At 55.8% G+C, this 24,870-nt stretch carries 28 protein-coding genes; 14 read left to right on the top strand and 14 right to left on the bottom strand.

From position 1 onward, the window contains the following. Positions 1–31: 31 nt before the first annotated feature. Positions 32–865, bottom strand: coding sequence for an ABC transporter permease subunit (locus tag GJT30_04795; GenBank protein ID MSM38926.1), 834 nt, complete (start codon positions 863–865; stop codon positions 32–34). A gap of 317 nt (positions 866–1,182) precedes the next feature. Here GJT30_04795 and GJT30_04800 point away from each other — a divergent pair, with 317 nt between their 5' ends. After that, the gene (locus GJT30_04800) at positions 1,183–2,562 is read left to right on the top strand and encodes a response regulator (protein MSM38927.1); all 1,380 of its coding nucleotides are present in this window, start codon (positions 1,183–1,185) and stop codon (positions 2,560–2,562) included. Positions 2,563–2,768: 206 nt separating this feature from the next. Here GJT30_04800 and GJT30_04805 read toward each other — a convergent pair whose 3' ends face one another. The 9 genes from GJT30_04805 to GJT30_04845 all read right to left on the bottom strand — a co-directional run bounded on the left by GJT30_04805 (position 2,769) and on the right by GJT30_04845 (position 13,699). Beyond that, on the bottom strand, positions 2,769–4,406 hold the full coding sequence (locus GJT30_04805) for a type I restriction-modification system subunit M (protein ID MSM38928.1): 1,638 nt from the start codon (positions 4,404–4,406) through the stop codon (positions 2,769–2,771). A 23-nt stretch (positions 4,407–4,429) separates the two neighbouring features. Next, a complete protein-coding gene (locus GJT30_04810) occupies positions 4,430–5,569 on the bottom strand; it encodes an AAA family ATPase (protein MSM38929.1) in 1,140 nt (379 codons plus the stop codon). Beyond that, positions 5,566–6,879: a restriction endonuclease subunit S gene (locus tag GJT30_04815; GenBank protein MSM38930.1), complete on the bottom strand. Its 1,314-nt coding sequence runs from the start codon at positions 6,877–6,879 to the stop codon at positions 5,566–5,568. The genes GJT30_04810 and GJT30_04815 overlap by 4 nt, the downstream gene beginning before the upstream one ends. Next, positions 6,872–9,862 carry an HsdR family type I site-specific deoxyribonuclease gene (locus tag GJT30_04820; protein ID MSM38931.1) on the bottom strand — a complete coding sequence of 997 codons (2,991 nt, stop codon included), beginning with the start codon at positions 9,860–9,862 and terminating at the stop codon, positions 6,872–6,874. Before GJT30_04820 ends, GJT30_04815 begins: the two co-directional genes overlap by 8 nt. A gap of 481 nt (positions 9,863–10,343) precedes the next feature. Beyond that, positions 10,344–11,591, bottom strand: a complete 1,248-nt coding sequence (locus GJT30_04825; protein MSM38932.1) for an AAA family ATPase — start codon at positions 11,589–11,591, stop codon at positions 10,344–10,346. Positions 11,592–11,763: 172 nt separating this feature from the next. Further along, a complete protein-coding gene (locus tag GJT30_04830; protein ID MSM38933.1) occupies positions 11,764–12,054 on the bottom strand; it encodes a 4Fe-4S dicluster domain-containing protein in 291 nt (96 codons plus the stop codon). A gap of 15 nt (positions 12,055–12,069) precedes the next feature. Further along, on the bottom strand, positions 12,070–13,038 hold the full coding sequence (locus GJT30_04835) for an acetyl-CoA synthase subunit gamma (protein ID MSM38934.1): 969 nt from the start codon (positions 13,036–13,038) through the stop codon (positions 12,070–12,072). A gap of 84 nt (positions 13,039–13,122) precedes the next feature. Further along, complete coding sequence (locus GJT30_04840) at positions 13,123–13,272, bottom strand: hypothetical protein (protein MSM38935.1); 150 nt, start codon at positions 13,270–13,272, stop codon at positions 13,123–13,125. Continuing rightward, positions 13,244–13,699 (bottom strand): MarR family transcriptional regulator, encoded by a 456-nt coding sequence (locus GJT30_04845; protein MSM38936.1) that lies wholly within the window; start codon positions 13,697–13,699, stop codon positions 13,244–13,246. The genes GJT30_04840 and GJT30_04845 overlap by 29 nt, the downstream gene beginning before the upstream one ends. A gap of 127 nt (positions 13,700–13,826) precedes the next feature. Here GJT30_04845 and GJT30_04850 point away from each other — a divergent pair, with 127 nt between their 5' ends. Both GJT30_04850 and arsB read left to right on the top strand, forming a co-directional pair. Then, positions 13,827–14,246 (top strand): arsenate reductase ArsC, encoded by a 420-nt coding sequence (locus GJT30_04850; protein MSM38937.1) that lies wholly within the window; start codon positions 13,827–13,829, stop codon positions 14,244–14,246. Further along, on the top strand, positions 14,243–15,295 hold the full coding sequence (arsB, locus tag GJT30_04855; protein MSM38938.1) for an ACR3 family arsenite efflux transporter: 1,053 nt from the start codon (positions 14,243–14,245) through the stop codon (positions 15,293–15,295). The genes GJT30_04850 and arsB overlap by 4 nt, the downstream gene beginning before the upstream one ends. A gap of 303 nt (positions 15,296–15,598) precedes the next feature. Here arsB and GJT30_04860 read toward each other — a convergent pair whose 3' ends face one another. Genes GJT30_04860 through GJT30_04870 form a run of 3 tightly spaced genes read right to left on the bottom strand, consistent with a single transcriptional unit; the run spans position 15,599 to position 17,638 of the window. Continuing rightward, positions 15,599–15,892 (bottom strand): hypothetical protein, encoded by a 294-nt coding sequence (locus tag GJT30_04860; GenBank protein MSM38939.1) that lies wholly within the window; start codon positions 15,890–15,892, stop codon positions 15,599–15,601. A 27-nt stretch (positions 15,893–15,919) separates the two neighbouring features. Further along, on the bottom strand, positions 15,920–16,207 hold the full coding sequence (locus GJT30_04865; protein ID MSM38940.1) for a hypothetical protein: 288 nt from the start codon (positions 16,205–16,207) through the stop codon (positions 15,920–15,922). Between the two features lie 27 nt (positions 16,208–16,234). After that, positions 16,235–17,638, bottom strand: a complete 1,404-nt coding sequence (locus GJT30_04870; protein MSM38941.1) for a hypothetical protein — start codon at positions 17,636–17,638, stop codon at positions 16,235–16,237. Positions 17,639–17,772: 134 nt separating this feature from the next. On the opposite strand from GJT30_04870, the gene GJT30_04875 reads away from it, so the two are divergent. From GJT30_04875 to GJT30_04925, 11 genes are all read left to right on the top strand, one after another. Further along, entirely contained in the window at positions 17,773–18,684 is a 912-nt protein-coding gene (locus GJT30_04875) for a LysR family transcriptional regulator (protein ID MSM38942.1), read from the top strand. Between the two features lie 92 nt (positions 18,685–18,776). Next, complete coding sequence (locus GJT30_04880) at positions 18,777–19,091, top strand: metalloregulator ArsR/SmtB family transcription factor (protein MSM38943.1); 315 nt, start codon at positions 18,777–18,779, stop codon at positions 19,089–19,091. An 11-nt stretch (positions 19,092–19,102) separates the two neighbouring features. After that, on the top strand, positions 19,103–20,050 hold the full coding sequence (locus GJT30_04885; GenBank protein ID MSM38944.1) for a permease: 948 nt from the start codon (positions 19,103–19,105) through the stop codon (positions 20,048–20,050). Further along, positions 20,037–21,074 carry a DUF4405 domain-containing protein gene (locus tag GJT30_04890; GenBank protein MSM38945.1) on the top strand — a complete coding sequence of 346 codons (1,038 nt, stop codon included), beginning with the start codon at positions 20,037–20,039 and terminating at the stop codon, positions 21,072–21,074. Before GJT30_04885 ends, GJT30_04890 begins: the two co-directional genes overlap by 14 nt. A 261-nt stretch (positions 21,075–21,335) precedes the next feature. After that, positions 21,336–21,698, top strand: a complete 363-nt coding sequence (locus GJT30_04895) for a heterodisulfide reductase subunit A-like protein (protein ID MSM38946.1) — start codon at positions 21,336–21,338, stop codon at positions 21,696–21,698. A 13-nt stretch (positions 21,699–21,711) separates the two neighbouring features. Continuing rightward, positions 21,712–21,993: a 4Fe-4S dicluster domain-containing protein gene (locus tag GJT30_04900; protein ID MSM38947.1), complete on the top strand. Its 282-nt coding sequence runs from the start codon at positions 21,712–21,714 to the stop codon at positions 21,991–21,993. Continuing rightward, positions 21,990–22,466, top strand: a complete 477-nt coding sequence (locus GJT30_04905; protein MSM38948.1) for a rhodanese-like domain-containing protein — start codon at positions 21,990–21,992, stop codon at positions 22,464–22,466. Before GJT30_04900 ends, GJT30_04905 begins: the two co-directional genes overlap by 4 nt. Before the next feature lie 29 nt (positions 22,467–22,495). Beyond that, positions 22,496–22,723 (top strand): thioredoxin family protein, encoded by a 228-nt coding sequence (locus GJT30_04910; protein ID MSM38949.1) that lies wholly within the window; start codon positions 22,496–22,498, stop codon positions 22,721–22,723. Beyond that, on the top strand, positions 22,723–23,100 hold the full coding sequence (locus GJT30_04915; protein MSM38950.1) for a thioredoxin fold domain-containing protein: 378 nt from the start codon (positions 22,723–22,725) through the stop codon (positions 23,098–23,100). The genes GJT30_04910 and GJT30_04915 overlap by 1 nt, the downstream gene beginning before the upstream one ends. Then, positions 23,097–23,783, top strand: coding sequence for a cytochrome c biogenesis protein CcdA (locus GJT30_04920; GenBank protein MSM38951.1), 687 nt, complete (start codon positions 23,097–23,099; stop codon positions 23,781–23,783). The genes GJT30_04915 and GJT30_04920 overlap by 4 nt, the downstream gene beginning before the upstream one ends. A gap of 141 nt (positions 23,784–23,924) precedes the next feature. Next, positions 23,925–24,347, top strand: a complete 423-nt coding sequence (locus GJT30_04925; GenBank protein ID MSM38952.1) for a DoxX family membrane protein — start codon at positions 23,925–23,927, stop codon at positions 24,345–24,347. Here the strand turns inward: GJT30_04925 and GJT30_04930 are convergent. Continuing rightward, entirely contained in the window at positions 24,331–24,777 is a 447-nt protein-coding gene (locus GJT30_04930; GenBank protein MSM38953.1) for a hotdog fold thioesterase, read from the bottom strand. The genes GJT30_04925 and GJT30_04930 overlap by 17 nt on opposite strands. Between the last annotated feature and the right edge of the window lie 93 nt (positions 24,778–24,870).

Raw genomic sequence — 24,870 nt, forward strand, 5'->3', positions numbered from 1 at the left:
AGGCTTACTCAAAGCTCGCTCAATGGACGTGCTATCTGTGCAGCCTCGGATCGAGGGCATCCCTGATCCCCTCCCCCACCAGGTTGTAGGAGAGCACGGTGATCAGGATCGACAGCCCCGGAAAGAGCGACAGCCACCAGGCGAACTCGATATAGTCCTTGCCCGAGGTGAGGATGTTCCCCCAGCTGGGGATGGGAGGCTGCACGCCGATGCCGAGAAAAGAGAGGGCCGATTCGGTGAGGATCGCCCCGGCCACGCCGAGGGTCGCCGACACCAGCACCGGCGAAAGGGCATTGGGAAGTACGTGTCGGACGATGATCCGCAGATCCGAGGCCCCCAGTGCCCTGGCTGCCATGACGAACTCCCGCTCCCGCAGCGAGAGGACCTCGGCCCGCACCAGGCGCGCCACCCCCATCCAGCCGGTCAGACCGATCACCACCATGATGTACCAGATGGAGGGTTCCAGCATGGCAATGACGGCAAGGATCAGGAAGAAGGTCGGAAAGCAGAGCATGATGTCCACCAGACGCATCAGCACCGCATCGATCCAGCCGCCGTAGTAGCCCGCCACCAGGCCGATGGCCGTGCCGATGCAGACCGCGATTCCCACTGCCACGAACCCGACCTTGAGGGAGATGCGCGCACCGAACAGCACCCGGGTGAGGACATCGCGCCCCAACTCGTCGGTGCCGAACCAGTGCGCCGCCGACGGCGGGAGGAGGACATGATAGGCATCGATGGCATCGGGGTGGTAGGGGGTCAGGAAAGGCGCCAGCAGCGAGAGGAGAAACAGGAGGCAGACCACCACACAACCGGTCAGTGCAAAACGGTTGGCAGCCAGGCGTTTCCAGACCATGCCGCTCATTGTACCCTGCTGCAATCCCATGAAAGCATCCCCTCTATCCATCTCTCGACAACAGTCGGTTTTTCATATCATGATTTGCCCCGAAGCTCCACCATTTAGTGTCCATCCGGAAATACCGGATGAGACACTACTGGTTTCCGATCAAGGGATTGCGCGGAGGCATAGTTGCGCTACGCCGCACAAGGAATCCTGAAGATTGACACAGCCAGGGAGAAAAAGGACCGTTTCCGGATGGAAACCATTTATGCGCAACGGCCCGCAGAGAGGCTTGCCAAGAATCCGCGAACATGCTATGTATCGATATCGGCGGTGTCCCCATGAAAGAACAGGTCAAGATACTCCTTGTCGACGACGAGCAAGCAAGTCGGGAACCTCTCGCGCTCCTCTTGAGGAAGAACGGCTATCACGTCATCGGTGCGAGCACGGGGCACGAAGCCCTGCAACTGCTGGCATCGGAACCGTTCAATATCGTCATTACCGACCTTTTTCTCCCCGACTCCAACGGCATCGACATCCTGAAAGAAGTGAAGCGCCTCTCCGCGACCATGGAGGTCATCCTCATCACCGGCTTCGCCTCGGCGGAAACTGCGGTGCAGGCAATGAAGGAAGGGGCCTTCGACTACATCACCAAGCCGCTCAACCTGGAAGAGCTGAAGATCATCCTGGCCAAGGCGATCGAAAAACACCAGCTGGTCAACGAAAACGTCTACCTCAAGAAACAGCTCCGCGACAAATACGAATTCCCCAACATCATCGGCAATTCGCCGGCCATGCAGCAGGTCTTCAACCTGATGAAACGGGTGGTCAAGACCGACTCCACCGTGCTGATCATGGGTGAGTCTGGCACCGGCAAGGAGGTGGTGGCTAAGGCGATCCACTTCAACAGCGCCCGGCGCAACCAGCCGTTCATGGCCGTGCACTGCGGCGCAATTCCGGAAAACCTCCTGGAAAGCGAACTGTTCGGCTACGTGCGGGGGGCGTTCACCGGCGCCAATCGCGACAAGATCGGCAAGTTCGAGGCTGCCAACGGCGGCACCGTCTTCCTGGACGAAATCGGCACCATGCCCCTCCAGCTGCAGACCAAGTTGCTCCGTATCCTCCAGGAACACGAAGTGGAACGGGTCGGCTCCACCAGGACCATCAAGCTGGACGTGCGGGTCATCTCCGCCACCAACAACCAGTTGGAAGAGGAAGTCAGGAAAGGGAACTTCCGGGAAGACCTCTACTGGCGGCTCAACGTCATCCCCATCCAACTGCCGCCTTTGCGCGAGCGGATGGAAGATATCCTCCCCCTGGCCCGTCACTTCCTGGTCAAGTGCTGCGAAGAGATGAACCGGCCGATGATGAACCTGGGCAAGGATGCCCTGGAAGCCCTGGAGGCCTATCACTGGCCCGGCAACGTACGCGAGCTGGAAAACGTCGTCGAACGGGTTGCGGCACTCACCGAGTCCAACCAGATCACCCCGGCCGATCTTCCCCCCAACATCAGCGGCGCCTTCCACGAACCGGACGAATACTCCATCCGGGTCACCAACTCCGGCGTCGACCTGATGAAGACGGTCAACCGGATCGAGATGAAGATGATCGACGAGGCCCTGAACCTGGCCGGAGGGGTCAAGGCCCAGGCAGCGGCCCTGCTCAACCTGAACCGCACCACCCTGGTGGAGAAGATGCGCCGCCTGGGAATGCAGCGCTAGTTTTCAGCCGGGTGCCGACAAATCCTTACATCGACAATTAGGTCAAACACAAGAAACGATGGTTTCAGCAAGAAGGGGGGCAGGTGACTTGTTATAAAGCCGCCTGCCCCCTTTTCGTCTCCGGAATTAGAATTGCGCCCATGGCCAATATATTGGCCATTAGACCTGCTTGCGCATATTATTTTAGTCAATTGCCTTGAGGGCACCTAACTTTGATCGACACTTTTGGCTAACGGCAAAAGCGGCAACTCAAGCTCCTTGAGGAACTTGTTGTGCTTATTTGTTGCTGCAACAATTTGCGCCTCCAAGCTGACCAACTCACCATTAACCGCCTGCAAGTCAATCTTATTCTCCGCTGTGGAAGTACTGACATAGCGAGAAATATTCAGGTTGTAGTCGTTCTTCTCGATCTCCTCCATCGATACACGTCGTGAGTAGCGCTCCTCTTCTTCGCGGTATTGGTAGGTGCTGACGATCTTTTCGATGTGCTCCGGCAACAGGCGGTTTTGCCGTTTGCCCTTCTCGAAGTGTTCGCTGGCATTGATAAAGAGCACGTCATCCGGCTTCTTGCACCGTTTCAGCACCAAAATGCAGACCGGGATGCCGGTTGAGAAAAACAGGTTGGCAGGCAGGCCAATCACGGTGTCGATATGGCCATCTTTCAGCAGCTTGGTGCGGATACGCTCTTCAACGCCGCCACGGAACAGCACGCCGTGGGGAAGAATAATCGCCATCACACCGCTGTCGCTCAGGAAGTGGAAACCGTGCAAGAGAAAGGCAAAGTCGGCGGCGGATTTCGGCGCGAGACCATAGTTTTTGAAACGAAAATCCTCGCCCAGTGCTTCGGTCGGCTCCCAGCGATAGCTGAAGGGCGGGTTGGCCACCACCGCGTCAAATTGCTGCTTCTTGGCTGGGTTCATCTCGTTGAGAATATCCCAGTCGTTGAGCAGCGAGTCACCGTGGTGAATCTCGAACTCGGTATCCTTCACCCCGTGCAGCAGCATGTTCATTCGCGCCAAGTTGTAGGTGGTGATGTTCTTTTCCTGACCATAAATCTTTCCGATTGTCCCGCCCTCTTCATGAAGCTGCTTGCGCACATTCAACAGCAGTGAGCCGGAGCCGCAGGCAAAGTCCAGCACCTTGCTCAGTTTTTTCTTTTTGCCGTTTTTTGGCTCCTGACTGTCTAGCGTGACGATTTCGGAAAGAATGGTGGAAATCTGTTGCGGGGTATAGAACTCGCCCGCCTTTTTGCCGGAACCGGCAGCAAATTCGCCGATCAGGTACTCATAGGCATCACCCAGGATATCGGTGTTGGTACTGAATTTCGAAATACCCGCGTCGATCTTCTGGATTATGGTGCAGAGCTTGGCATTGCGATCTGCCGGTTTCTTGCCCAGCTTTTCGGAGTGCAGGTTGATTTCCGAAAAAAGCCCCTGGAACGTACTCTCGAATGATTTCTCTTCAATGTACTTGAAGGCCTTCCACAGGGTATCCAGCAGGTCGTCATGTTGAGTGCGCGCCATTTCGGCAACGCTGCTCCAGAGGTGCTGCGGCTCGATTACATAATGCACCTTGAGGCGCATCTGTTTTTCAAAGTCTTCGGCATCTTCGGCGTTCTCTTCGTACCAGATTGCCAGCGGTGCGCGCTTGTCGCCTTCTTTAGGTGTGGGATAGTCTTTACCTAGCTCCTTCTTCGCCGCCATCTCGTAATTGTCCGAGAGGTAACGCAAAAAAAGGAACGACAGCATATAGTCGCGAAAGTCGTCGGCATTCATTGCGCCGCGCAACTGGTCGGCAATATCCCAGAGGGTTTTGCCGAGTTGATTGAGCTCTTGTTGAGTCATTCTATAGGCTCCAATTTATATCGTTATGGGTGCAGTGCTGGTAAATCAAAGGCATAACGCCCCAAAAACCCATTCAAGATATTCCGAAATAGCTGCTTGTTGTCTTCCGTTAGCTCATTTGGCTCGAAAAGCGAATAATCACCGTGGCTTAATAGATTCAAAGCACGGCTAAAGAGAACCTCGTCCTCTATGCCATGAATACAGCCAGAAAAATCGCTAAAGCCAAAAAACGAGGAAGTTTTCTCTAAAACACCCCGCAGCACGTTGAAGTGATTGGCATAGAGACGCCCCGATTCAGATGCTTTCTTTAATTCGCTAAGCATCGCTACATGGTGGAAAAAAGGAGTATCGGTTGTTGATTGAAGGCTATAGCCGCCTCCACTGTTTTCGTGAATGAAGTACAACTTATGAGGTTCCTTTTTTAGCTCATTACACATCACATTAAAGAACAGGCTGTGATGTGACGAAATAACAGACTTAATATTTCTTCCGGAGCTGCGCCGAAGCAACTTAGCCAAATCAGATGAAACTGCTATGGCGTTATTATCATCCAGTGAAGAAATGGGGTCGTCTATGTAGAAATACCTAACCCAGCCATAGGTATTTGAATCTTCGTCCAAGGCCAATTCACAAATAGCGAGATAAATACACCAAATGAATATATTTTCCTCGCCACGCGAAATTTTAATATGATTCTCAATTATCTTCTCGGGTTCGTCCGATCCTGGTCTGAATCTTGGATTCTCCACTTCTTTACTGAAAACAATATGCCAGCTGTCGTAATCGATCCTAAAATTAAACTTTGCATAGCGCTCAAGATAAGCAAAAATTCTTTCTTCAAGGGCGAGCGTTTTGAATCCATCAAAAAAGCGAGAGTCTGAATTAATTTTTAAGGCTCTTTCGGAATCATTTTCCAAGTCATTGTCCCAATGGAACAAATCTTCTGTATAGGCGTTGAAATACAAGGTATCTCGATCAATACCTCGCTTCCGCTTGCCTACTTCCTTGAATTCCATTGATAAGCGAGTTTTGCCTGTTCCATTGAAAGCGTAAAGCAAAACAAAATTAACGCCACCGTTACCCTGCTCACGCAGGTCATCTCTTAAACGAGTTACTACATTACGCAGATTTTTATATTTATAGATTTTTGGTTTGTTGCTCATGATTTCACCTCATCCATAGCCGGAAAAAGTAGTTGCATCAGGCCTTTTTTATGGGCCTTGAGGGCGTCGAGTTTTTGAGTTTGGGCGGTGATCAGCTCGTCGACGGAAGAGAGGCAATCAGCGATTCTTTGTTGCTCAGGAAGTTTTGGGGATCTGATTTCAACAGCACCAAAAGCGGTTTTGTTAATAATCGGAACGGCGTGGTTACCAGCAAGCCCTGATATTTTCTCAGAATTGTTTTCAAGACAGTAATAGACAAAAGCATTTGAGTAATTTGCGTTAGGAACTACAGCATTTATTTGCTGATTAGTTGCACACTCATGGCGGTTCTGTGCAACCTTACCTATGGTTGAGCCAATACATACAAACAAAATGCTTTCTGGCTTCACAGGCCGTGTTTCGCAGAAGCCAAGATCTGTCAGAGTGGTTTTTGTTTTTTTAATGAATCTTTGATTTGAAACATCTGCCGGAGAAACAAAAAGCCGATCGCCACCATAATATTCAGGCTTGGTAGTGCTAGGTGTGCTCCCTGTAATTATCTCACCAAAGTCGCGGATGAACTTCTCCTCCCACTCCCCCTTATCCCGAAACTCAGGAAAGCGGCGTTTGGGCACGGTTTCGCCTTCGGCTGGGAAAAGCTGCTGCATCAGGCCTTTTTTATGGGTCTTGAGGGCGTCGAGTTTTTGGGATTGGGCGGTGATCAGCTCGTCGACGGATGCGAGGCAATCGGAGACTTTTTGTTGTTCTTTTTCATCAGCAGGATAAACCACACTAATTGACGAAAGACGCCCGCCCGATAATCCTAATACTTTGGTACCTTGCGATTCTTTCTTGATTTGCTCACGAATCCGGTTTGACTTAAATAAATAACCACCAAAACCAGTGACGAGTTTCTTCTTTATTTGCCTTGCTAAAAGAGTATGTAATCCCGAAACGAGTTTCTCATTATTTAGAAAAACAATTTCTATGCACTTGCCTATATCATCCATGTCCTCAGATGCATCAGCAAAAATCATATCGCCTTCAACGCAATATGAATCGGGTTTTATCTTTTCTAAGGATTCGGAATGGTTTATATATGGCACATTTTCTTTTTCAATATCAAACAAGGTAGAAAACTTGGTGTGAATATCACCATAATGAATATTTTTTACAGTACCTTGTTTGTAGTTGAGCTTGTCTCTAGAAAGTGAATTCGTAGTTTTAAACGAATAGATCTTTTCAAAGAGCTCGTTTTTCCACTCCCCCGCATCCTTAAACTCAGGAAAGCGTCGTTCCGGCACCAAGCCCTTTTTCTCGTGCTTACTCATACGCATTCAACCCCGATATCTCGCGCCCGCCCGCGAGTTTTTGCAGATAGGGCAGCAGGTCTGCCATCAGTGCCAGCTCGGCTTCACGCCGCGCTTTCCAACCCAGCCCTAGCGGCGCAAGCAGGTCGGTGAGCTGCTCGCCGTCGAAAATCATGCGGCCCATGATGGCGTCGACGAAGGCTTGCAGCGCTGCGGTTTGCAGGCCGTGCTTGTTGGCGATGTTGGCTAGGTCGGCGGCGGCCTTTTGCACCTTGAAGGCCTGGAAACCTTCATTGATCTCTTTTGTACTCAGGACTTCGCCTATTGTTAGGCTATTGATATAGTCGACGATATCTTCTCGTTCACTCTCAAGATTCGAATGACTCCTTATCATCTCGATCAATTGCGCACGGGTCATCTTTTGCTTGCCGGATTTCTGGGTGGATTTAGCAATCAGCCCCATAATGTAGTCGTAGTCGATGAGGCTGGAGGCGAACAGCACCAGGTCGAATTCCAGTTGCTGCACTTCTGGCCCCACCTCATCACCTTTGCCCTGTTTTCGCTTGAGTTCCAGCGCGGTGTCGAGATAGGCGGCCTTGAAGCTACGCAGGGTATCGGTGGGCAGTTTCTGCTCGATGGTCTGTTTGCTCTGGTCGTCGAGGTCGGTGTATTGCTCTAGTTGGGTCTTGAGCTTTTGCACTTCCTTGAAATGGTTGATGAATTTCACCTTAGCGTCGTCGCCCTTGAGGTTGACCACTTGCGAAGGCTCGCAGGCCAGCCCATAGGACTTCATAAAGGATTCCAGCTTGCCCACCTCTTCTTTGAACTTTTGCACCACCACCGGGGCGGGGTCGACCAGCCAGATTTCCCGCGCCCGGTCTATGGCTGCGCCGGAAAAAAGTTTGATGGCGTCGTCTACTTCTTCTTCCTGGTAGCGGAAATCGAGGATATTGCCCCAGGGCTTGCTGTCGTTGAGCACGCGATTGGTGCGTGACAAGGCCTGGATCAGACCGTGGTGTTTGAGGTTTTTATCCACGTACAGGGTGTTGAGGTATTTGGAGTCGAACCCGGTGAGCAGCATGTCCACCACGATGGTGATGTCGATCTTGTTTTTGCGCGGGTAGTCGGCGTTGCTGTACTTCTGATCCTTGATGCGCTGCTGCACGTCCTGATAGTAGAGGTCGAATTCGTTGATGGTGTGATTGGTGCCATATTGGCGGTTGTAGTCGTCAATAATGGCCTTGAGCGCGGCCTTCTTTTTCTCCGGCTCTTGCTGGTTGTCTTCCTTTTCCTGTGCCAGGTCTTCCTGTAGCTGCTGCACGTCTTTGTTGCCTTCTGCCGGTGGCGAGAAAACGCAGGCGATGTTGAGTGACTCGAAGGTTTCATCTTCGGCCTGTTTTTTTGCCTGCATCGTTTTGAATAGCTCGTAGTATTCAATGGCGTTGTTGATGGAAGCCGTGGCCAGTATCGCGTTGAAACGGCGATGGTCGGTGGCGCTGTCGTGCTTTTGCAGTATGGCGTTGATGACTGCATCCGGCGGCGGTGTTTGCCCCTTCTTTGGCTTTTTGTCCCCTTCCTTGCCAAAGTAGTCGATGTGGAAACTCAACACGTTTTTGTCATCGATGGCGTGGGTGATGGTGTAGGCGTGCAGCTCTTTTTCGAAAATGTCTTTGGTGGTTTTGAATGAGCCGACATTGCCATCGATCTGCTGATAGGTGGCGTTTTCGTCAAAGATCGGTGTGCCGGTAAAGCCGAACAGTTGCGCCTTGGGGAAGAACTCTTTGATGGCCTTGTGGTTCTCGCCAAACTGGGAGCGGTGGCATTCGTCAAAGATGAAAACCACGCGCTTGTCGCGCAGGGGTTCGAGGCGTTCCTTGTAGGTCTGTTTGCCCTCTTTTTGCTTTGCCTTATTGCGCTTGCTGTTTTCGTCCAGCGCCAGGCCCAGCTTCTGGATGGTGGTAACGATCACCTTGTCGGCATAGTCGTCCGACAACATGCGGCGTACCATGGCTTCAGTGTTGGTGTTGTGCTCGACACAGCCTTCCTGGAATTTGTTGAATTCCTCGCGGGTCTGGCGGTCGAGATCTTTACGATCCACCACGAATAGGCATTTTTCGATGTCTGGGTTGTCTTTCAGCAGGGTAGATGCCTTGAACGAGGTGAGCGTCTTGCCACTACCGGTGGTGTGCCAGATATAACCGTTGCCGCGATTCTGGTGGATACATTCAACAATGGCCTTGACCGCGTAGATTTGGTAAGGGCGCATGATGAGGATTTTTTGCTCGCTTTGCACCAGAACCATGTAGCGGCTGATCAAGCGACCGAGGCTGCACTTTTCGAGGAAGTCGTCGGCAAAGTCGTGCAGGTGAGCGATTTTGTCGTTTTTCTCGTCGGCGTGCTGGTAGATCGGCAAAAAGCGCTCTTCGGCGTTAAAACTGAAGTGCTGGTTACGGTTGTTGGCAAAGTAGCGGGTGTCGGTTTCGTTACTGACGATAAACAACTGCATGAAACAGAGCAGTGAGTTGGTGTAGCCGTTGCCGGGGTCGTTTTTGTAGTCGACGATCTGCTCCATGGCGCGGCGCGGGCTGATTTGCAGAGTTTTTAGCTCGATCTGCACCAGCGGCAGGCCGTTGATCAGGAGGATAACGTCGTAGCGGTGATGGCTGTTGTCGGTATTGATGCGAAGCTGGTTGATGACCTCGAACTCGTTCTTACACCAGTCCCGGATGTTGACCAGCATGTATTCCAGTGGTGTGCCGTCTTCGCGGGTAAATTTGCCCTTCTCGCGCAAGGCCTGTGCGGCGGTGAAAACATCTGCGGTAATGATCTCATCGCGCAGGCGGGCGAATTCCGCGGCTGTCAGGTTTACACGGTTTAGTACCTGGAACTTCTGGAGGAAATTCTGCTCAAGCGCTGCCTTGTCGCGGATGTCCGAGCGGTAGGTGTATTTGAGATCTTGTAGCTTTGTGATCAAGCTTTGTTCGATCTGGTTTTCAGTTGCCATAAGTGTGACCCCGTCTTGCCCTATATCGCGTCAGGAGAAAAGCTCGCTATTGCAGTCGCTTTGCTACCGATATTATTTTGCAATAGCTGCCCCTACCCGGCGGAGTGCCTATTTCATACCAAAATTTAACCTGAATAGCCACCGGTGTTATAGGAACAAGGGCCATCCATGATAAGTTTTGTCAAGGACGGAATTCTGGAAACCGTTTACTTTCTCCCGATCTTCCGAGCTATATCCGCTCCGAGAACTAATGCCTTAACCAGACATGGCTGCCTAACCCATCGTGTTACTTCAACACTCGGTACATGCCCCCATCTGACCAACAATTCCAATGTCCGCCCTTGTCCAGCCCAATACGACGAATCGCACCTTCCAGTTTCAACCGGCTGGATACTCACGCCAGGATATGCTGTTCGCCGGAGATAATGACCTGTACTCTTCAATAAATTGTTCAGGGATGGGCATGCCAGGACTCTCTGAATTACATTTCCCGCATCAACAACCACTTCCAGACCGGCAACGCCCTGACCGTCAGGCCGTCATCGCTCTTCTCCCAGGTTTCATTGCCGGTCAGTACCGTGAGCTGTGAACATGACAACTCACGTGCCGCGGCCAGTATGCCGCTCATCTCCCGTTTCAGGGTTTTTGGTGATGTAGTTTCGAGGGTCACCTGGATCAGTTCGCTGGTGGTGATACCGGTGCGGATGACGAAATCGGTCTCTTTGCCACCAGCACTCTTGTAGGTGAAGAAATCCGCACCTTGGCGGAACAGCTCAATCGCCACGGCATTTTCCAGCAAACGGCCGGTGTCGGGCTGCTGCTTGAATTTGATCGCTTCGATCAGCCCCAGGTCAATGGCGTACCCCTTGCGCGGAGCTTTCAGAAGTTCCTTCAGCTTGGTGGAATACCGTTCCACCGGAAAGAAGAGAAACGATTCCGCCAGATAGGCGACATAATTTTCTACGGTATGGACACTGCGGAAGCCGAGCGCCCCCTTGAGGGCGTTGCAGGTGTACTCGCACGAATGGTTGGTGGTGAGATAATGGGCCAGCTCATGAATTTTTTGCGGATATTTAACCCGGTAACGCCGAACGATGTCCTTGAACAGGATGCTGTCGAACAGGGTCGGAAGATAGGTTTCCAGGGGGGTGTTGTTGACCACTACTTCGGGATAGCCGCCGGTATGGAGCCAGGCGGCAAAGTGATGCTGAACCATCGGCTCATCTGCCGGGTCGGCATCCTTGGCTGTCAAGTACTCGCGAAAAGAGAAGGGGAGCAGGCGGGACTCAAGGTAACGACCGGTCAGATGAGTGCCAAGCTCACGGCTGAGCAGGTGCGCGTTGGAACCGGTGATGACCAGATTGTATCCCTGCCGCTGCAAGCGGTTGACGATCAGCTCCCATGACGGGACATTCTGGATTTCGTCAAACAGCAGTGTGGTCACTCCCCCGTAGACGGCAACCACGGAACGCATCAGTTCGTCAAAATCGACCAGCCCGGTCAACCGCTCATCGTCAAAGTTGATGTAGCCAAAGTCACGCCCTCGCAGCAGTTGAAATGCGAAAACCGACTTACCGGCGCGGCGCGGCCCGGTAATGACCTTGATCAGGCTACTCTCCATCTGCGGCAGCGTCTTGTTCAGTAATTCACGGGGAATAGTCGTTGCAGCCAGGGTGCGGTCACGCTCGATTTTGTGTTGTTGTATGGCAGTCACTATCATGAACTGCAAAATAACATCATATATTTAGCAGTACAAGTTCAATAATGCGGATTGTTTGGAGTTTGAAACGGTTTCCTGGAAAAGGCTGGATTTCACAATTTCTGACTGATCACCGAGGTTCCTGAATTGGCCAAGGGGAAGATTGTGGGTCCCGAAGGTGCGGCCGAGCTGCTGGGGATCATCAGGAACAGCACCCTTTGCCCACCTGCCGGATCTTTCGCTCCCGCAGCCATTCGTTGATCAGCCCCGTGGCACAGCCGACCCCGGCATCGACCCGGATCGCCGCGGTCGGGCAGTTCTTCGCGCAGGCGCCGCACTCCATGCAGACATCCAGGTCGACGATGCGCGAGAGCTTCCCTTCGAGAACGAACACCTGGTGCGGGCAGACCTCCACGCAACGGCCGCAGCCGATGCAGGCTTCCGGCGAAAGCTCCAGGGTCGCCACCCCCTCCAGATAACGAAATCCTTTCATGATGGACCGATCTCCCTAGAAAAAGCTCCCTGCCGCCAGGAGCAGCAGGCCTGCGGCAACGGCACTCCCCATGAGCGGGAGGGAGAGCCGCATCTCCTTCTTCACCCCCGAACGGGAGGTATAGGTGGAACAGCCGGTAAAGTTCAGGGCATGAAAGGCACTGACCGCCGGGAGCGCCAGAAAGGCAGCCAGCGTGGTCGGCACGCCCCAGTGGCTGCCGCCGGCTGCCAGGTACCACGCCAGACACCAGGCAAGCCCTGCAAACACGCCTTTCAGGGCAAATCCCCGGCCGGGAAGCCAGGGAAGGAGCAGCGGCGCCGCCACCACCCCGGCCAGCATGGCGCCCACGTAAGCGGCAACGAGGGCCATGCCGCCAGCCGCGCCGCCTCCGAGCAGCAGCGAAACCAGGAAGAGCGCTGTTGCCACGACAGCGGTCGGCTTGAGCGCGCCCACCAGCTCCACCGGGACCAGGACCAGCCGTTCCCGGAGGGTAAAGGTCAGCTCGCGCATCTGCGGCGTCGTCACCCCCCCGGTATCGAGGTACCGCGGCAGGTCGGCCGCCCGGAGGGTCGCGTACCGGACCGTGAACCCGGAGCGCTTCGCCACCTCATGGGCCGCCACGCCGGGAGCGCCCAGGATCGGCAGGAGCAGGCGGCGGTGGCCGACGATCTCTGCCAGACGGGTCGCCTTCACGCGGCGCACGATCTCGTCCGTGCCGAAGGTCCCCTTGCCGGCGGCACACCAGACATTGATGCCATAAGTTTCGAGCACCAGCAGCCAGACATTGCGGCCTGCCAAAGAGCTGCGAACGATGTCGTAGCTCATCTTGTAGTTGGCCGTGACCACCACCGGCGTATCCGGTGACGGCGTACCGATGGCATAGAGGCCCGGGGGGACCAGGTAGTCCATCCGGCCGATTCCCCAGCGGACCTTCCAGGCGCCGGTACGGTCGGCAAGTAAAAGCTCAGTGGAGACCTGCGGCACCCTGCCCACGCCAGTCTCCAGCCACCCCAGGAAGCCGGGCACGTTTTCGTCGATAGCTCCGCCGCCGGCGGAGGTCGGCGGGCCTCAGCAAGGGGGCTTGTCGAGCTGGTTCTGGGGACCGATGCTGCACGTTGCCAGCGATCTGCCGGCTAATGCCTTTCCTGGCTTGATCTCCTTGATCTTCACTCCGCACCCCTCAAGCAATTTAGTTGCAGCATGCAATCTTTTCTCCATCCCCGGCCTGCGCCAGGGCCTCATTGAGCAGCACTAGCGCCTTGGCCACCGAATCCTTCTCGAACCCGGTCATCGTGGAAAATATCCGCTCGATCCGTGCCGTCATGTAACGGTCGATCTGGACAAGGACACGACTGCCTTCTTCGGTAAGCCCCAAAAGATTCACCCGGCGGTCTTCCGGCGAGGTGCGGCGCGCAATCAGGCCCTTCGCTTCCAGAGACTTGACCTGACGGCTGAACGTCGTCACATCCATCCCCAACTCCTCGGCAACCTGCTGCATAGACGGGGCGCCCATGCGCCGGATCTCGAACAGGATGTGGCTGTGCACCAGAGAGACCTGCTCGCCGCAGCACTCCTCGCAGCAGGAGGCATTCAGTAAGCCGAATCTCCTGACAAACAACTGCAATTCTTCGCGGATATTCCTCATGTGCTCCTCCCAAAGACTAGATAGCATTTTTGGTTGCATTATGCAAATATTTCTCTATACTCAACCTGCCGGACAAAGAAAAGGCACCGTCGCCATTGGTCCGGAATCCAGTCAACCGGGAACTCCCATGAAACAACGCGTTCTTTTCCTCTGCACCCATAACTCCTGCCGCTCGCAGATGGCCGAAGGGCTCATCAACCATGACCTGGGGGACCGGTTCCTGGCATTCTCCGCCGGGACCGAGGCGACACGGGTCAACCCTCTGGCTGTCCGGGTCATGACCGAAATCGGCATCGACATCTCCGGCCATCGTTCCAAAACCCTCGACGAATTCGCCGGCCAGCAGTTCGACTACGTCATCACCCTCTGCGACAGCGCCAACGAGCAGTGCCCGCTCTTTTTCGGCGGGGTTCGGCGCCTGCACATCGGCTTCGACGACCCATCGCGGCTGCCCGGCCCCGAAGAAGAGGTGCTGCCCGCATTCCGCCGCGTCAGGGACGAAATCCGGACTAGACTGGCCGCGTATCTGACAGGAGCTCACGTATGAGCGAACACGTGGGCAAAAGACTCTCCTTTCTCGACCGGTGGCTGACCCTCTGGATCTTTGCCGCCATGGCGCTGGGGGTGGGGCTCGGCTGGTTCGTGCCCGGCGTGGAAGGGTTCATCAACCGCTTCCAGGTAGGAACCACCAATATCCCCATTGCCGCCGGACTGATCCTGATGATGTACCCCCCCTTTGCCAAGGTCCGTTACGAGGAGATGCCGGAGGTTTTCCGCAACAAGCGGATTCTCGCCCTCTCCTTGGTGCAGAACTGGCTGATCGGACCGTTTTTGATGTTCGTGCTGGCCATTGTCTTTCTGCAGGACAAGCCGGAATACATGGTCGGGCTGATCATGATCGGCCTGGCCCGCTGCATCGCCATGGTCATCGTCTGGAACGAACTTGCCAAGGGGAACACCGAGTACGCCGCCGGCCTGGTGGCATTCAACAGCATCTTCCAGGTGCTTTTCTTCAGCGTCTATGCCTGGTTTTTCATCACAGTGCTGCCGCCGCTGTTGGGGCTTACAGGAATGGTGGTGGATGTGGGGATCGGCCAGATCGCCGAAAGCGTTTTCATCTATCTCGGCATCCCCTTCATTGCCGGGGCGCTGACACGGCTCGTCGGCGTAAAGACCATGGGAAAGGAGCGCTACCACCGGGAGGTGGTGCCGCGGATCGGCCCCCTCACCCTGATCGCCCTTCTCTTCACCATCGTGGTGATGTTCAGCCTGAAGGGGAATCTGATCGTGCAGCTGCCGCTGGATGTGGTGCGGATCGCCATCCCGCTCCTGGTCTACTTTACCGTGATGTTCCTGGTCTCGTTCTGGATGGGGAAACGGCTCGGGGCCGACTACTCGAAGACCACGACGCTGGCCTTCACCGCTGCCAGCAACAACTTCGAGCTGGCCATCGCCGTGGCGGTAGCGGTCTTCGGCCTCAACTCAGGCGCCGCCTTTGCAGCGGTCATCGGCCCGCTGGTGGAGGTGCCGGTGATGATCGGCCTGGTCAACGTGGCGTTCTGGTTCCAGCGTCGCTATTTCAGCTCCCTTCCTTGAATCCGTGGAGAGATTGCGGCAAAGGTGTGTCGTGGGAGGATGTTACAGCGCGAAAAAAGCGGCTACCCTCTGTGAGGAAGGTAGCCATATCAACCATGAACGGTAACAGATTCTGTGTATTATCGTGAGACTATTCCGAGCAGTACTTCAGTAACCCTGGTTTCCAGATCGGAAACGAGGGATTTTTTGTCCTGGCAAGGAAGTCAAGGGATTGCGCGGAAGCGTAGCAGCGCTACGCCGCACAAGGAATCCCGAAGATTGACACCGCCAGGGCGAAAAAGAACCGTTTCCGGATGGAAACAACTAGCAACCCTGCATGTTGTCGGCACCCTTGATGATGGTAACCGCATCGCCAGCCTTCAGTCCGCTCGCTTTCGTGCATTTCACCGTGTATTTCCCTTCCCCGGCCGCAGTAACCATGGCAGGACTCCCCTGAACCTTGACCTTGGCCCCTTTTTTCAGCCAGCCGGCCTTTTCCTTTACCTCTACGGTTACCGTGTCGCCATCCACAGTGGCTACGGAGCCTGATACCCCTGCGGCAAGGGCTGTTCCTGCGAGAAAGACGGAGAGTACGAGACCGGAAATATATTTTTTCATAGATTCTTCTCCTCTTCGGCTACGGCATTATTCACCGATTATTGGTTCTCCCCATTTGAGCCGGGGGCCTGAATCTTTCTTCTTTTCCGCTGCGGGCGCAGGGGCGGGCTGCACCTGTTTGGCAGGTGTCGTTGTGGATTTCAATGCCTCGGGAATGACCTCCTTGAGATACGTAACCCCTTGCACATTCTCGACTGACTCCTCCAGTTGAATCGTCTGGGTCTTGCCGGAGCGATAGGTGATGACCGCCTGGTCTGCCCATGCCGTCGAAATCATCACGAAAAGTAACACTACTGCCCACCGGATCTGCTGCATGAAGAAGTCCTCCTTATTGATCAACGGCTAGAAAATGTACTGGATCATACCACGGAACGTGTCGTAACCGTCAACGTTAATGGCAGCACCGGCCACTGTTGTGGGGCCATTTATCAACGGAGTGTCCTTGTCGAAATTCGTGCGCAGGTACTCGAAGGTAAGGCGCACATTCTGCCCCTTGATATAGTAGTTGATCCCGCCCCCGATCTGCTCGACCTTCTGGTCGTCGATCCCGAGCAGGTGGGCAAACTTCCAGTCTTCATACAGCATGTAGGGCTGGAGCTTCCCTTCGCTGCCGATGGTGATGGGCAGGATATATGCCGCTTTGACGTAATAGCCCTCTTTCTGCCCATTGAGCCCGCCAATGACCGCCAGACGGTCGCCGGAACCGAAGTTCGTCTTGTAGGCATCTTCGAAATCGACCTTCAGGTACTGGGCCGTGGCAGTGATCACACCGAGATCCTCAAGGGGATACTCGAACATGATGTCGGCCGCATATGCCGTGTAATCGACGGTTTCACCATTGGACGGCCTGGAAACGGCTTGCAGGACCGCAGAGGTGCTGTCGGTGGGAACGGCACGGATCAGGGTATTGGTCACATTCTTGTAGGCAGCGTCAGGTTGGTAGGCCATGCCGCCGCCGATGGTCAGGATCTTCTTCTCGCCGAGATAGCTTCCCAGGTACCCGGAGCCCGGTTCGGTATCCAGGAAAGAATAATGCAACCGGCCAACGTACTCGAGATTTGTCTTGGGCGCATTGCTCGATGTCGCGTTGACGCCTTTGAGCGCACCGACAGGGATCTGGACTGTCGATGAACCTTCGCGCCCCTGGAAGACCCCGATGTAATACTTCAGCCTGTCATCGAAAAAGCCGCCCCAGGCTACCCCCCCGAGATCCCGGCTGAATTTTGCCGGGGAGCTGCCATAGGCGCTGTAGACAAACATGGAGCGATCCTGAGAGAGTGGTGCGAAGCAGTCGTCGAGATTGGCGCGGGTGAGGGGGATTTTGGTGAGGCCGATTTTCAGGTTGAAGGCCTTGTCGTAGTTGGCGATGCCGTAGGCATCGATGATCCTGATATCCCGGTCGTTCCAATCCACATCCTGGGCGCTCAGGTTATAACCGACTGCCGATTTTGTCGTGCCGGTGGCACCGCAGGTCTGGAACTTGATCCCATAGACCTCATCGAGCATACCGGTGACGGTCAGACGGTTGCGCTGGAAATGGATGTCGGTGCGGGAGGTGTCATTGGTGCTTCCGGAACCGTAATCCGTGTTTTCGACGTATACCTGCCCTTTCAGATCGACCTGGAGATAGCCTCCTTCTTCGCCGAACTCGATCCTTGGACCTGCCTGGGCCTCTGTCGCAAGACAGAAGCTCGCCAGGAGGGCAGCGGTAATCCCGTACGTTTTCGCCATGGTGGTCCACTGCATGATTTACCCCCTTCAATGAAATAATGAGAATATTCTTTCATTGCAATTTATCTCCGAAATCCGCTAAAACTAAAGTGAATCTTTGGTATGGGGTGCATAACAGATTGTGATACATCTCTCATGAGAGGTAAAATATGGAGTCGTTATACCTGAAAACATTCCTTGAAGTCGTACGCGCCGGGAGCATCTCACGGGCGGCTGACATACTCTGCGTGACCCAACCGGCTGTTTCCCGACGCATCAAGTTCATGGAGGATCAGTACGGGTTTCCCCTGCTCGATCGCACCGCCCAACACCTGAAACTGACCGAGGCCGGGCAGATTGTCCTGGAAAAAGCGGAAAAACTCCTGGAGATCGAATCGGAACTGCTGGTCGGCCTTCGCTCGCTCTCAAAAAAGATTCATATCTCCTTCTGCTGCTCGCCGGCGTTCGGCATCGCCCATCTCCCCTGCATTCTCAAGGAGTTCATGCTGGATCACGCAGAAACTGCAGAGCTGCAGTTTATCTTCAGCAAGCCGGAGGAAATTGTCCAGGGGACGCAGGAAGGCCTCTTCGATCTGGCGTTGATCGAGCATTGCAACGCCATTGACCTGACGGAATTCTGCACCTATCCGTTGCCGGGCGATGCCATGGTCTTTGCCAGCGCGCCAGCGCTCGGCCTTCCGACCCCTGAACTGGCTCTTGACGACCTGCTCGACGTACCACTGTTTGTCCGCAAGGAAGGGTGCTGTTCGCGGATTCTCATGGAGGAAAACCTGCGCAGGATCGGCAGGGAGTTGCGTGAATTCAAAAAGGTCATCGTCTATGACGATCTCCATGTCATCATCAGGTCCGTCCTCGACGGCGACGGCATCGCCTTTATCCCTCAAGACCTGTTCATCGACCATCTGCAGAAGGGACTGCTCCACCAGCACACCTTGCCCGGATTCGTACATCACCGCAACCGGACCCTGCTGATGCGCGACAAGCGCCCGGAAACCACCAAACCGCTCAGAGAGTTTATTGACACCATTTTCCGCCACTTCGATCTGGACTCACCACTCTGACCCACCCGCAGATAATCACCCGGCAAAAAAATCCCGCTTGACATTGTTTCTTGCCTATATGATTGTATAGTCATATAAACAAGGAGCAGCGAATGAACAATCCTACCGAATACCAGGCCGATATCCTGAAGGCCCTTGGACAGGCGACCCGTCTGAAGATCGTCGAGTTCCTGCGCGAGGGAGAGCGTTGCGTCTGCGAGATCTTCCCCGCCATCGGCGAGGAGCAGTCCAATACCTCCCGCCACCTGAACACGCTGCAGGCCAGCGGCATCCTCTCCCGGCGCAAGGATGGGCTGAAGATCTACTACGCCATCAAGCACCCGGAAGTATTGGTCATCGTGGACCTGGCCAGACAGATCATGGTCCAGGAGATCACCGGCAAAAACCTGCTGCTGCAAGCAGTCTGAGATACCATCCTATGCTGAAACAGTTCGCCGACTACCTCGTTTTCGACCTCATGGGGCTCCAACCCGGCTCCGGGGCCGGTGAAGCGGCAGATTTCTTTATCTACGACACCGTCAAGATCTTCCTCCTTCTCGCCACCATCATCTACGTGGTCGCCATCATCCGTTCCTGGTTCCCGCCGGAGCGGACCAAGCGGATCCTCTCCCACAACCGCGAATACGTCGGCAACGTCATGGCGGCGCTGCTCGGGATCGTCACCCCCTTCTGCTCCTGCTCGGCAGTGCCGCTCTTCATCGGCTTCGTGGAGTCGGGGGTGCCGCTGGGCGTGACCTTTTCCTTTCTGATCTCGTCCCCCATGGTCAACGAGGTGGCGCTGATCATGCTCTGGGGGATGTTCGGCTGGCGGATCGCCCTGATCTACATCGCTACCGGACTGCTGGTGGCCATTGTAGCCGGCATGGTCATCGGCCGGTTGAAGATGGAGCGTTATGTCCAGGATTACGTCTGGGAGATGCAGGTCGGAAACGGTGAGATTGTGGAACAGGCGTGGCCGGAGCGGTTTGCCTATGCCCGCGAATATACCACGAGCCTCCTGAAAAAGATCTGGCCCTACGTGGTGGCCGGGGTCGGGGTCGGCGCCTTCATCCATGGCTATGTGCCGCAGGATTTCCTTGCCCGCTGGGCCGGCCGCGACAACCCGTTTGCCGTCCCGGTTGCGGTGGCCCTCGGTGTGCCGCTCTACAGCAACGCCGCCGGGGTGATCCCGATCGTCCAGGCGCTCACCGCCAAGGGGATGGCCATCGGCACGGTGCTGGCTTTCATGATGGCGGTCACGGCCCTGTCGCTGCCGGAGGCGGTCATCCTCAGCAACGTGCTGAAGAAACCGCTGCTGGCGACCTTCTTCGGCATCGTGGCCACGGCGATCGTCATCGTCGGCTATCTGTTCAATGCCATTCTATAATGGAGAGGCTCAAGGAGTAACGATGGAGCGAAACCCCTTTTTCAACCGCGTGCTGATCTCGCTGGTCACGGCCTTCAGTTTCGTGGCCATGTCCCTATCGGGCATCGCCGCCTTCATCGTCCCCCAGGGGAAGGTCGCCTACTGGACCAACTGGACGTTTCTCGGCCTCTCCAAGACCCAGTGGGGCAACATCCACATCACCACCAGTGTCTTGTTCCTGGTCGCCGGCATCTGGCATACCTGCTATAACTGGACGCCGCTCATGCAGTATCTGCGCGGCATTCCCGGCCGGATGGCGGCTGGCTGGCGCGATCTGGCCATTTCCATCCTGATCACCCTCTTCTTCACCATCGGCGCCGTCACCAGGACCCCGCCGCTCAACTACGTCCTCGATTTCAACAGCTGGATCAAGGACGCCTGGGTGCGGACCCCTGCCGACGACCCGCCGTTCGGCCACGCCGAGCTGCTGTCGCTCAAGGGGTTCTGCAAGAAGATGTACATCGACCCGGATGAGGCGCTGCGGGAGCTGCAACGTGCCGGTTTGCACGTTGTCGACGAAAATGTCACCCTGGAGCGGATAGCCAGTGCAAACGGCGTTACCCCGGCCAAGGTTTACCAGGTGATCAGGAAGCTGGAACGGCCGGATTCATCGGTTTTGTTACCCGCTGCCGTGCCTTTGCCTGCGGCAACCAAGCCTGCTACCCCCGAATCGCCCCGTAAGAAAGCGACGGTAACGCCCGGCAAGCCAAGTGGCGCAGCAAAAGCGGACACCATGGTCCCCCGTTACACCAACGACCTGGTGGTCGAACGGTTCGAGGGGAAAGGGATCGGCAGGAAGACCCTGGAGGCGATCTGCCTGGAGCTCAACCTGGACCCTGCCAGAATCAAGCAGAAACTGGCGGCTCAACAGATGGCCGTCAAGGATGACGAAACCCTCAAGGACGCGGCAAGCCGTCTGGGCGTGGTCCCGATCGAACTGCTCAAGGCCATGGTGGTTGGCGAACCGATAACCTCGGCAGAGTAAGGAGGAGAACCTGCATGGACCGCAAATATCTGGAACTGATCGGCATGGCCGCAGCCATCGGCACCGAGTGCGGAGATTGACTGGAGTGGCATGCCACGGCCGCCCGTGAGGCGGGTGCCACTGCAAGAGAGCTGAGAGCAGCCATCAGAATGGCCCTCAAGGTTCGTCAAACAGTAATCGACACTCACGACAGATTCACCGTTTCTGTCAGGGAACGACTGGAGAGCCTGGCGGAACAGACAAAGGGAAAAGGGGAGAATCATGGCGGGTAAAAAAGGTTTCATCCTGTGTGTTTGCCAGGGCACGTGCCCAAGTTTTTCCAAGATGGATATCTTCGGAGTATTGTCCGATCTGCGGCGGGAGAAGCTGGTCGATTATGTCTGCCTCCATCCGCAACTCTGTGTGGGGGACGGCGAGGAGTTTCTCAAGACGCTGCTCTCCGGAGGCGAGACGGAGAAGCTCTACATCGCCGCCTGCGACCCGCAGATGCAGTCCAAGATGTACCGCGATGCCTTCGAGGCGGTCGGTTTCGACAAGACCCACCATCTGGCCCTGGACATCCGCAACAGGACGACTGAAGAGGCAGGTGCCGCAATCAAGGAACTGATCGCCGACAACCCCTGAAAGGAGAGCGGATATGGACATGTGGCGAGGAATCCCGCGAGAGGAGATCCCCTGGTTCCCGACCATCGACGACAGCAAATGCACGGGCTGCGGGGAATGCCTCTCCATCTGCAGGAATGGCGTTCTGGGGTTTGATGAGTCGAGCAGGACAGCACAGGTAACTAACCCATACAACTGTGTCGTCGAATGCAGTACCTGCGCCCGTCTCTGCCCAACCGAGGCGATCAGTTTTCCGGATCAGGCGGCGTTCAGTGAATTTATCAAACAGAAACTGGCAACCGGGGAAAAACCATGAGACGATTTGCGCTGGCCTTCTACTGTGTTCTGATGACGATGCAACTCACCCCCGCAGCAGCCAGTGCAGCGGAATCCGAATTCGAGACCTTTCTCAGACGCTTCGACTACGATACCAGGGCCGACATGAAGATTGACAGCAAGCGGCTACTGCAGCTTTTGAGCGAGAAAAAGGCCATCCTGATGGATATCCGTTTCAAGGAAGAGACAGCGGCATGGCGCATGGGATTCGGCCTGTTCATCCCCCTGAATGAACTCCCCAAGCGGTTGAATGAGCTCCCCAAGGACAAAATCATCGTCGTGGCCTGCCCGCACAAGGACCGTTCGGCCATTGCCATGGCCTATCTGCGGAGCAAGGGGTACAACGCCCGCTACCTGGTTGACGGGCTGACAGGGCTGGCTGAAAACCTGCGCGGCGACAATGCCAGGGAGTTCATGGAAGAACTGGAAAAGGCAGGAGCGCAACAGCGCTGAAATACAACGGACAAAAGGAGAAAACGGCAATGAAGATCGAAGTATTGGGAACCGGCTGTGCCAAGTGCACGACACTCTACGACAATGTGAAGGCGGCACTGGCAGAGCTGGGCAAGGAGGCGGAGGTGGTGAAGGTGCAGGACATCCCTTCCATCATGAAGTACGGGGTCATGAGCACCCCGGCGCTGGTGGTGGATGGCACGGTGAAGTTTTCCGGCAAAGCACCGGGCGTGGCAGAACTGAAGGGGGTACTCTGATGCGCGGTCTCTTTGCTCTGGGTCTCCTATTGGTCGCCACCGTTGCCCACGCCGAACTCCCTTCGGCATCTCCCGCTGTCATCAGCAAGGCGCTGCAATCCGGCAAGCCAACCGTCATCGACCTGGGTGCGCGGACCTGCATCCCGTGCAAGAAGATGGCGCCGATCCTCGAATCCCTGGCCGGCGAATACCGGGGACGCGCCAGCATATTGTTCATCGACGTCCATGAAGATCAGGCCGCCGCGCAGAAGTTCCGGGTGCAGATGATTCCGACCCAGATCTTCTTCGACGCCCAGGGAAAAGAGATCAAGAGGCACATGGGGTTCATGGACAGGGAGGCAATCGTCAAGGAGCTGAAGGTAGCGGGCGCCCGGTGAGTTTTCTCGACAACATCGAGCAGATCGTTGCTGCCTGGCCGCTTATGGCCTTTGGCGCGGTCTTTTTCGCCGGAGTGCTCTCCTCGGCGTCTCCCTGCGTACTCGCCACCATACCGCTGGTGGTCGGCTTCGTCGGCGGCTACAGCGACGGCGACCGGGCCAGGGCGTTCCGCTACTCGCTCGCCTTCATCCTCGGCCTGTCGCTCACCTTTACCGCCTTTGGCGCGGCAGCCGGGCTTTTGGGCACCATGTTCGGCACCCTTGGCGGTCCGTGGTACCTGATTGCCGGGGGGATCGCCCTGGTCATGGGTGGCCAGATGATGGGGCTGTACGAGATCCGCCTGCCGATCAGGCGCGACTTCAAGCCCAAGCGGGGCGGAATTGCCGGCTCGTTCCTGCTGGGGCTCTTCTTCGGGGTCGTTTCCTCCCCCTGCGCCACCCCGGTACTGGTGGTCATCCTGACCCTGGTGGCGGGAAAAGGACAGGTGCTCTACGGCATTGCCCTCCTCTTCACCTACGCCGTCGGTCATTGCCTGCTGATGCTCTTCGCCGGCACCTTCACCGGCTTTGTGGAGGGTTTTGTCAAGGCGAGGGGCGTGGTGAATTTCTCTCTCTGGTCCAAACGGGTCAGCGGAGGGATCGTTGCACTGGTGGGCGGGTGGTTTGTCTGGCAGGCGCTCTGACGGACAGCCCCCCCGCCCATGCGGCGACCGCCCGAATCTGGTGCCCCCCTCCCCTTTCCGCCTACCGCGTAAAAACCCAGGATTCTGCTATACTTATACCAACAACATCGACAGCAATTCCTGGCGCAGGGATGGTGCCCCATGAAAATCTTTCTCAGAATCCTGCTCGGCCTGGTGATGCTGGTTGCCGGAAGCGGCAAGCTGATAGATCTGCCGGCCTTTGTCCTGATCCTCCGCACATACCGATTCTTTCCCGAAGAACTCCTCTGGCCGGCAGCGGTTGCCGTGACAGCGGCCGAACTGCTACTCGGCATCTGGCTGCTCTGGGGACGTCAGCTCTTGTATGCGGCCCTCACTGCTGCCTTTCTCCATGCGACCTACGCAATCTGGGGCTCATACATGCTGCTTCGCGGCAAGCCGATCATCAGCTGCGGCTGCTTTGGCTCCCTGGTGACCCGCCCCCTTTCCTGGTCAACGGTCACTTTCAATCTGATCCTGATTGCCATCGCCGCGACCGTTGCCTGCCTCTGCAAAAAGTCGGCGGGAGCTATCTCGGACGCTTGATCCGGAAGATCGAGGTATAGGTCGCGGCCTTGACACCGTTCTCGTCAAAGACCCGGGCCACCCCCTTGATGGTCCGCTCGTCCTGGATCTCCGCCTCTGCCTCAGCCCTCACCATGCCGCCGTGGATAGGCGCATGAAACGAGAGCCCCAGTTCGATAGTGACGAAATGGCTTCCTTCGGGGAGCATGCTCTTGATGGCCATGGCCACGGCAGTATCGGCCAGGGCCGTCACGGCACCGCCATGCATCAGCCCCATCCCCTGGGCATGTTTCACCTTGAAGGGCATGGTAAGGAATGCCTTTCCCCCTTTGGCCTCGATAATGGTCATCTCCAGGTACTCTTCAAACGGCGCGCAGGCGATCCAGCGGGGAAGCTCGAAAGGTAGTGGCTCCCCGGCAGTCATCGGCACTGCATACTTTTCTTCGTACATCGTTCCCTCCTGGCATGAAAAGGGCGAGGAACCCCTCGCCCGGATCTAAAGCTATTTGAGCGGCTGCTTTGCAGACGGTGGCAACTGGCAGCT

The organism is Geobacter sp. (genome assembly GCA_009684525.1).
Classification (GTDB): domain Bacteria; phylum Desulfobacterota; class Desulfuromonadia; order Geobacterales; family DSM-12255; genus Geoanaerobacter.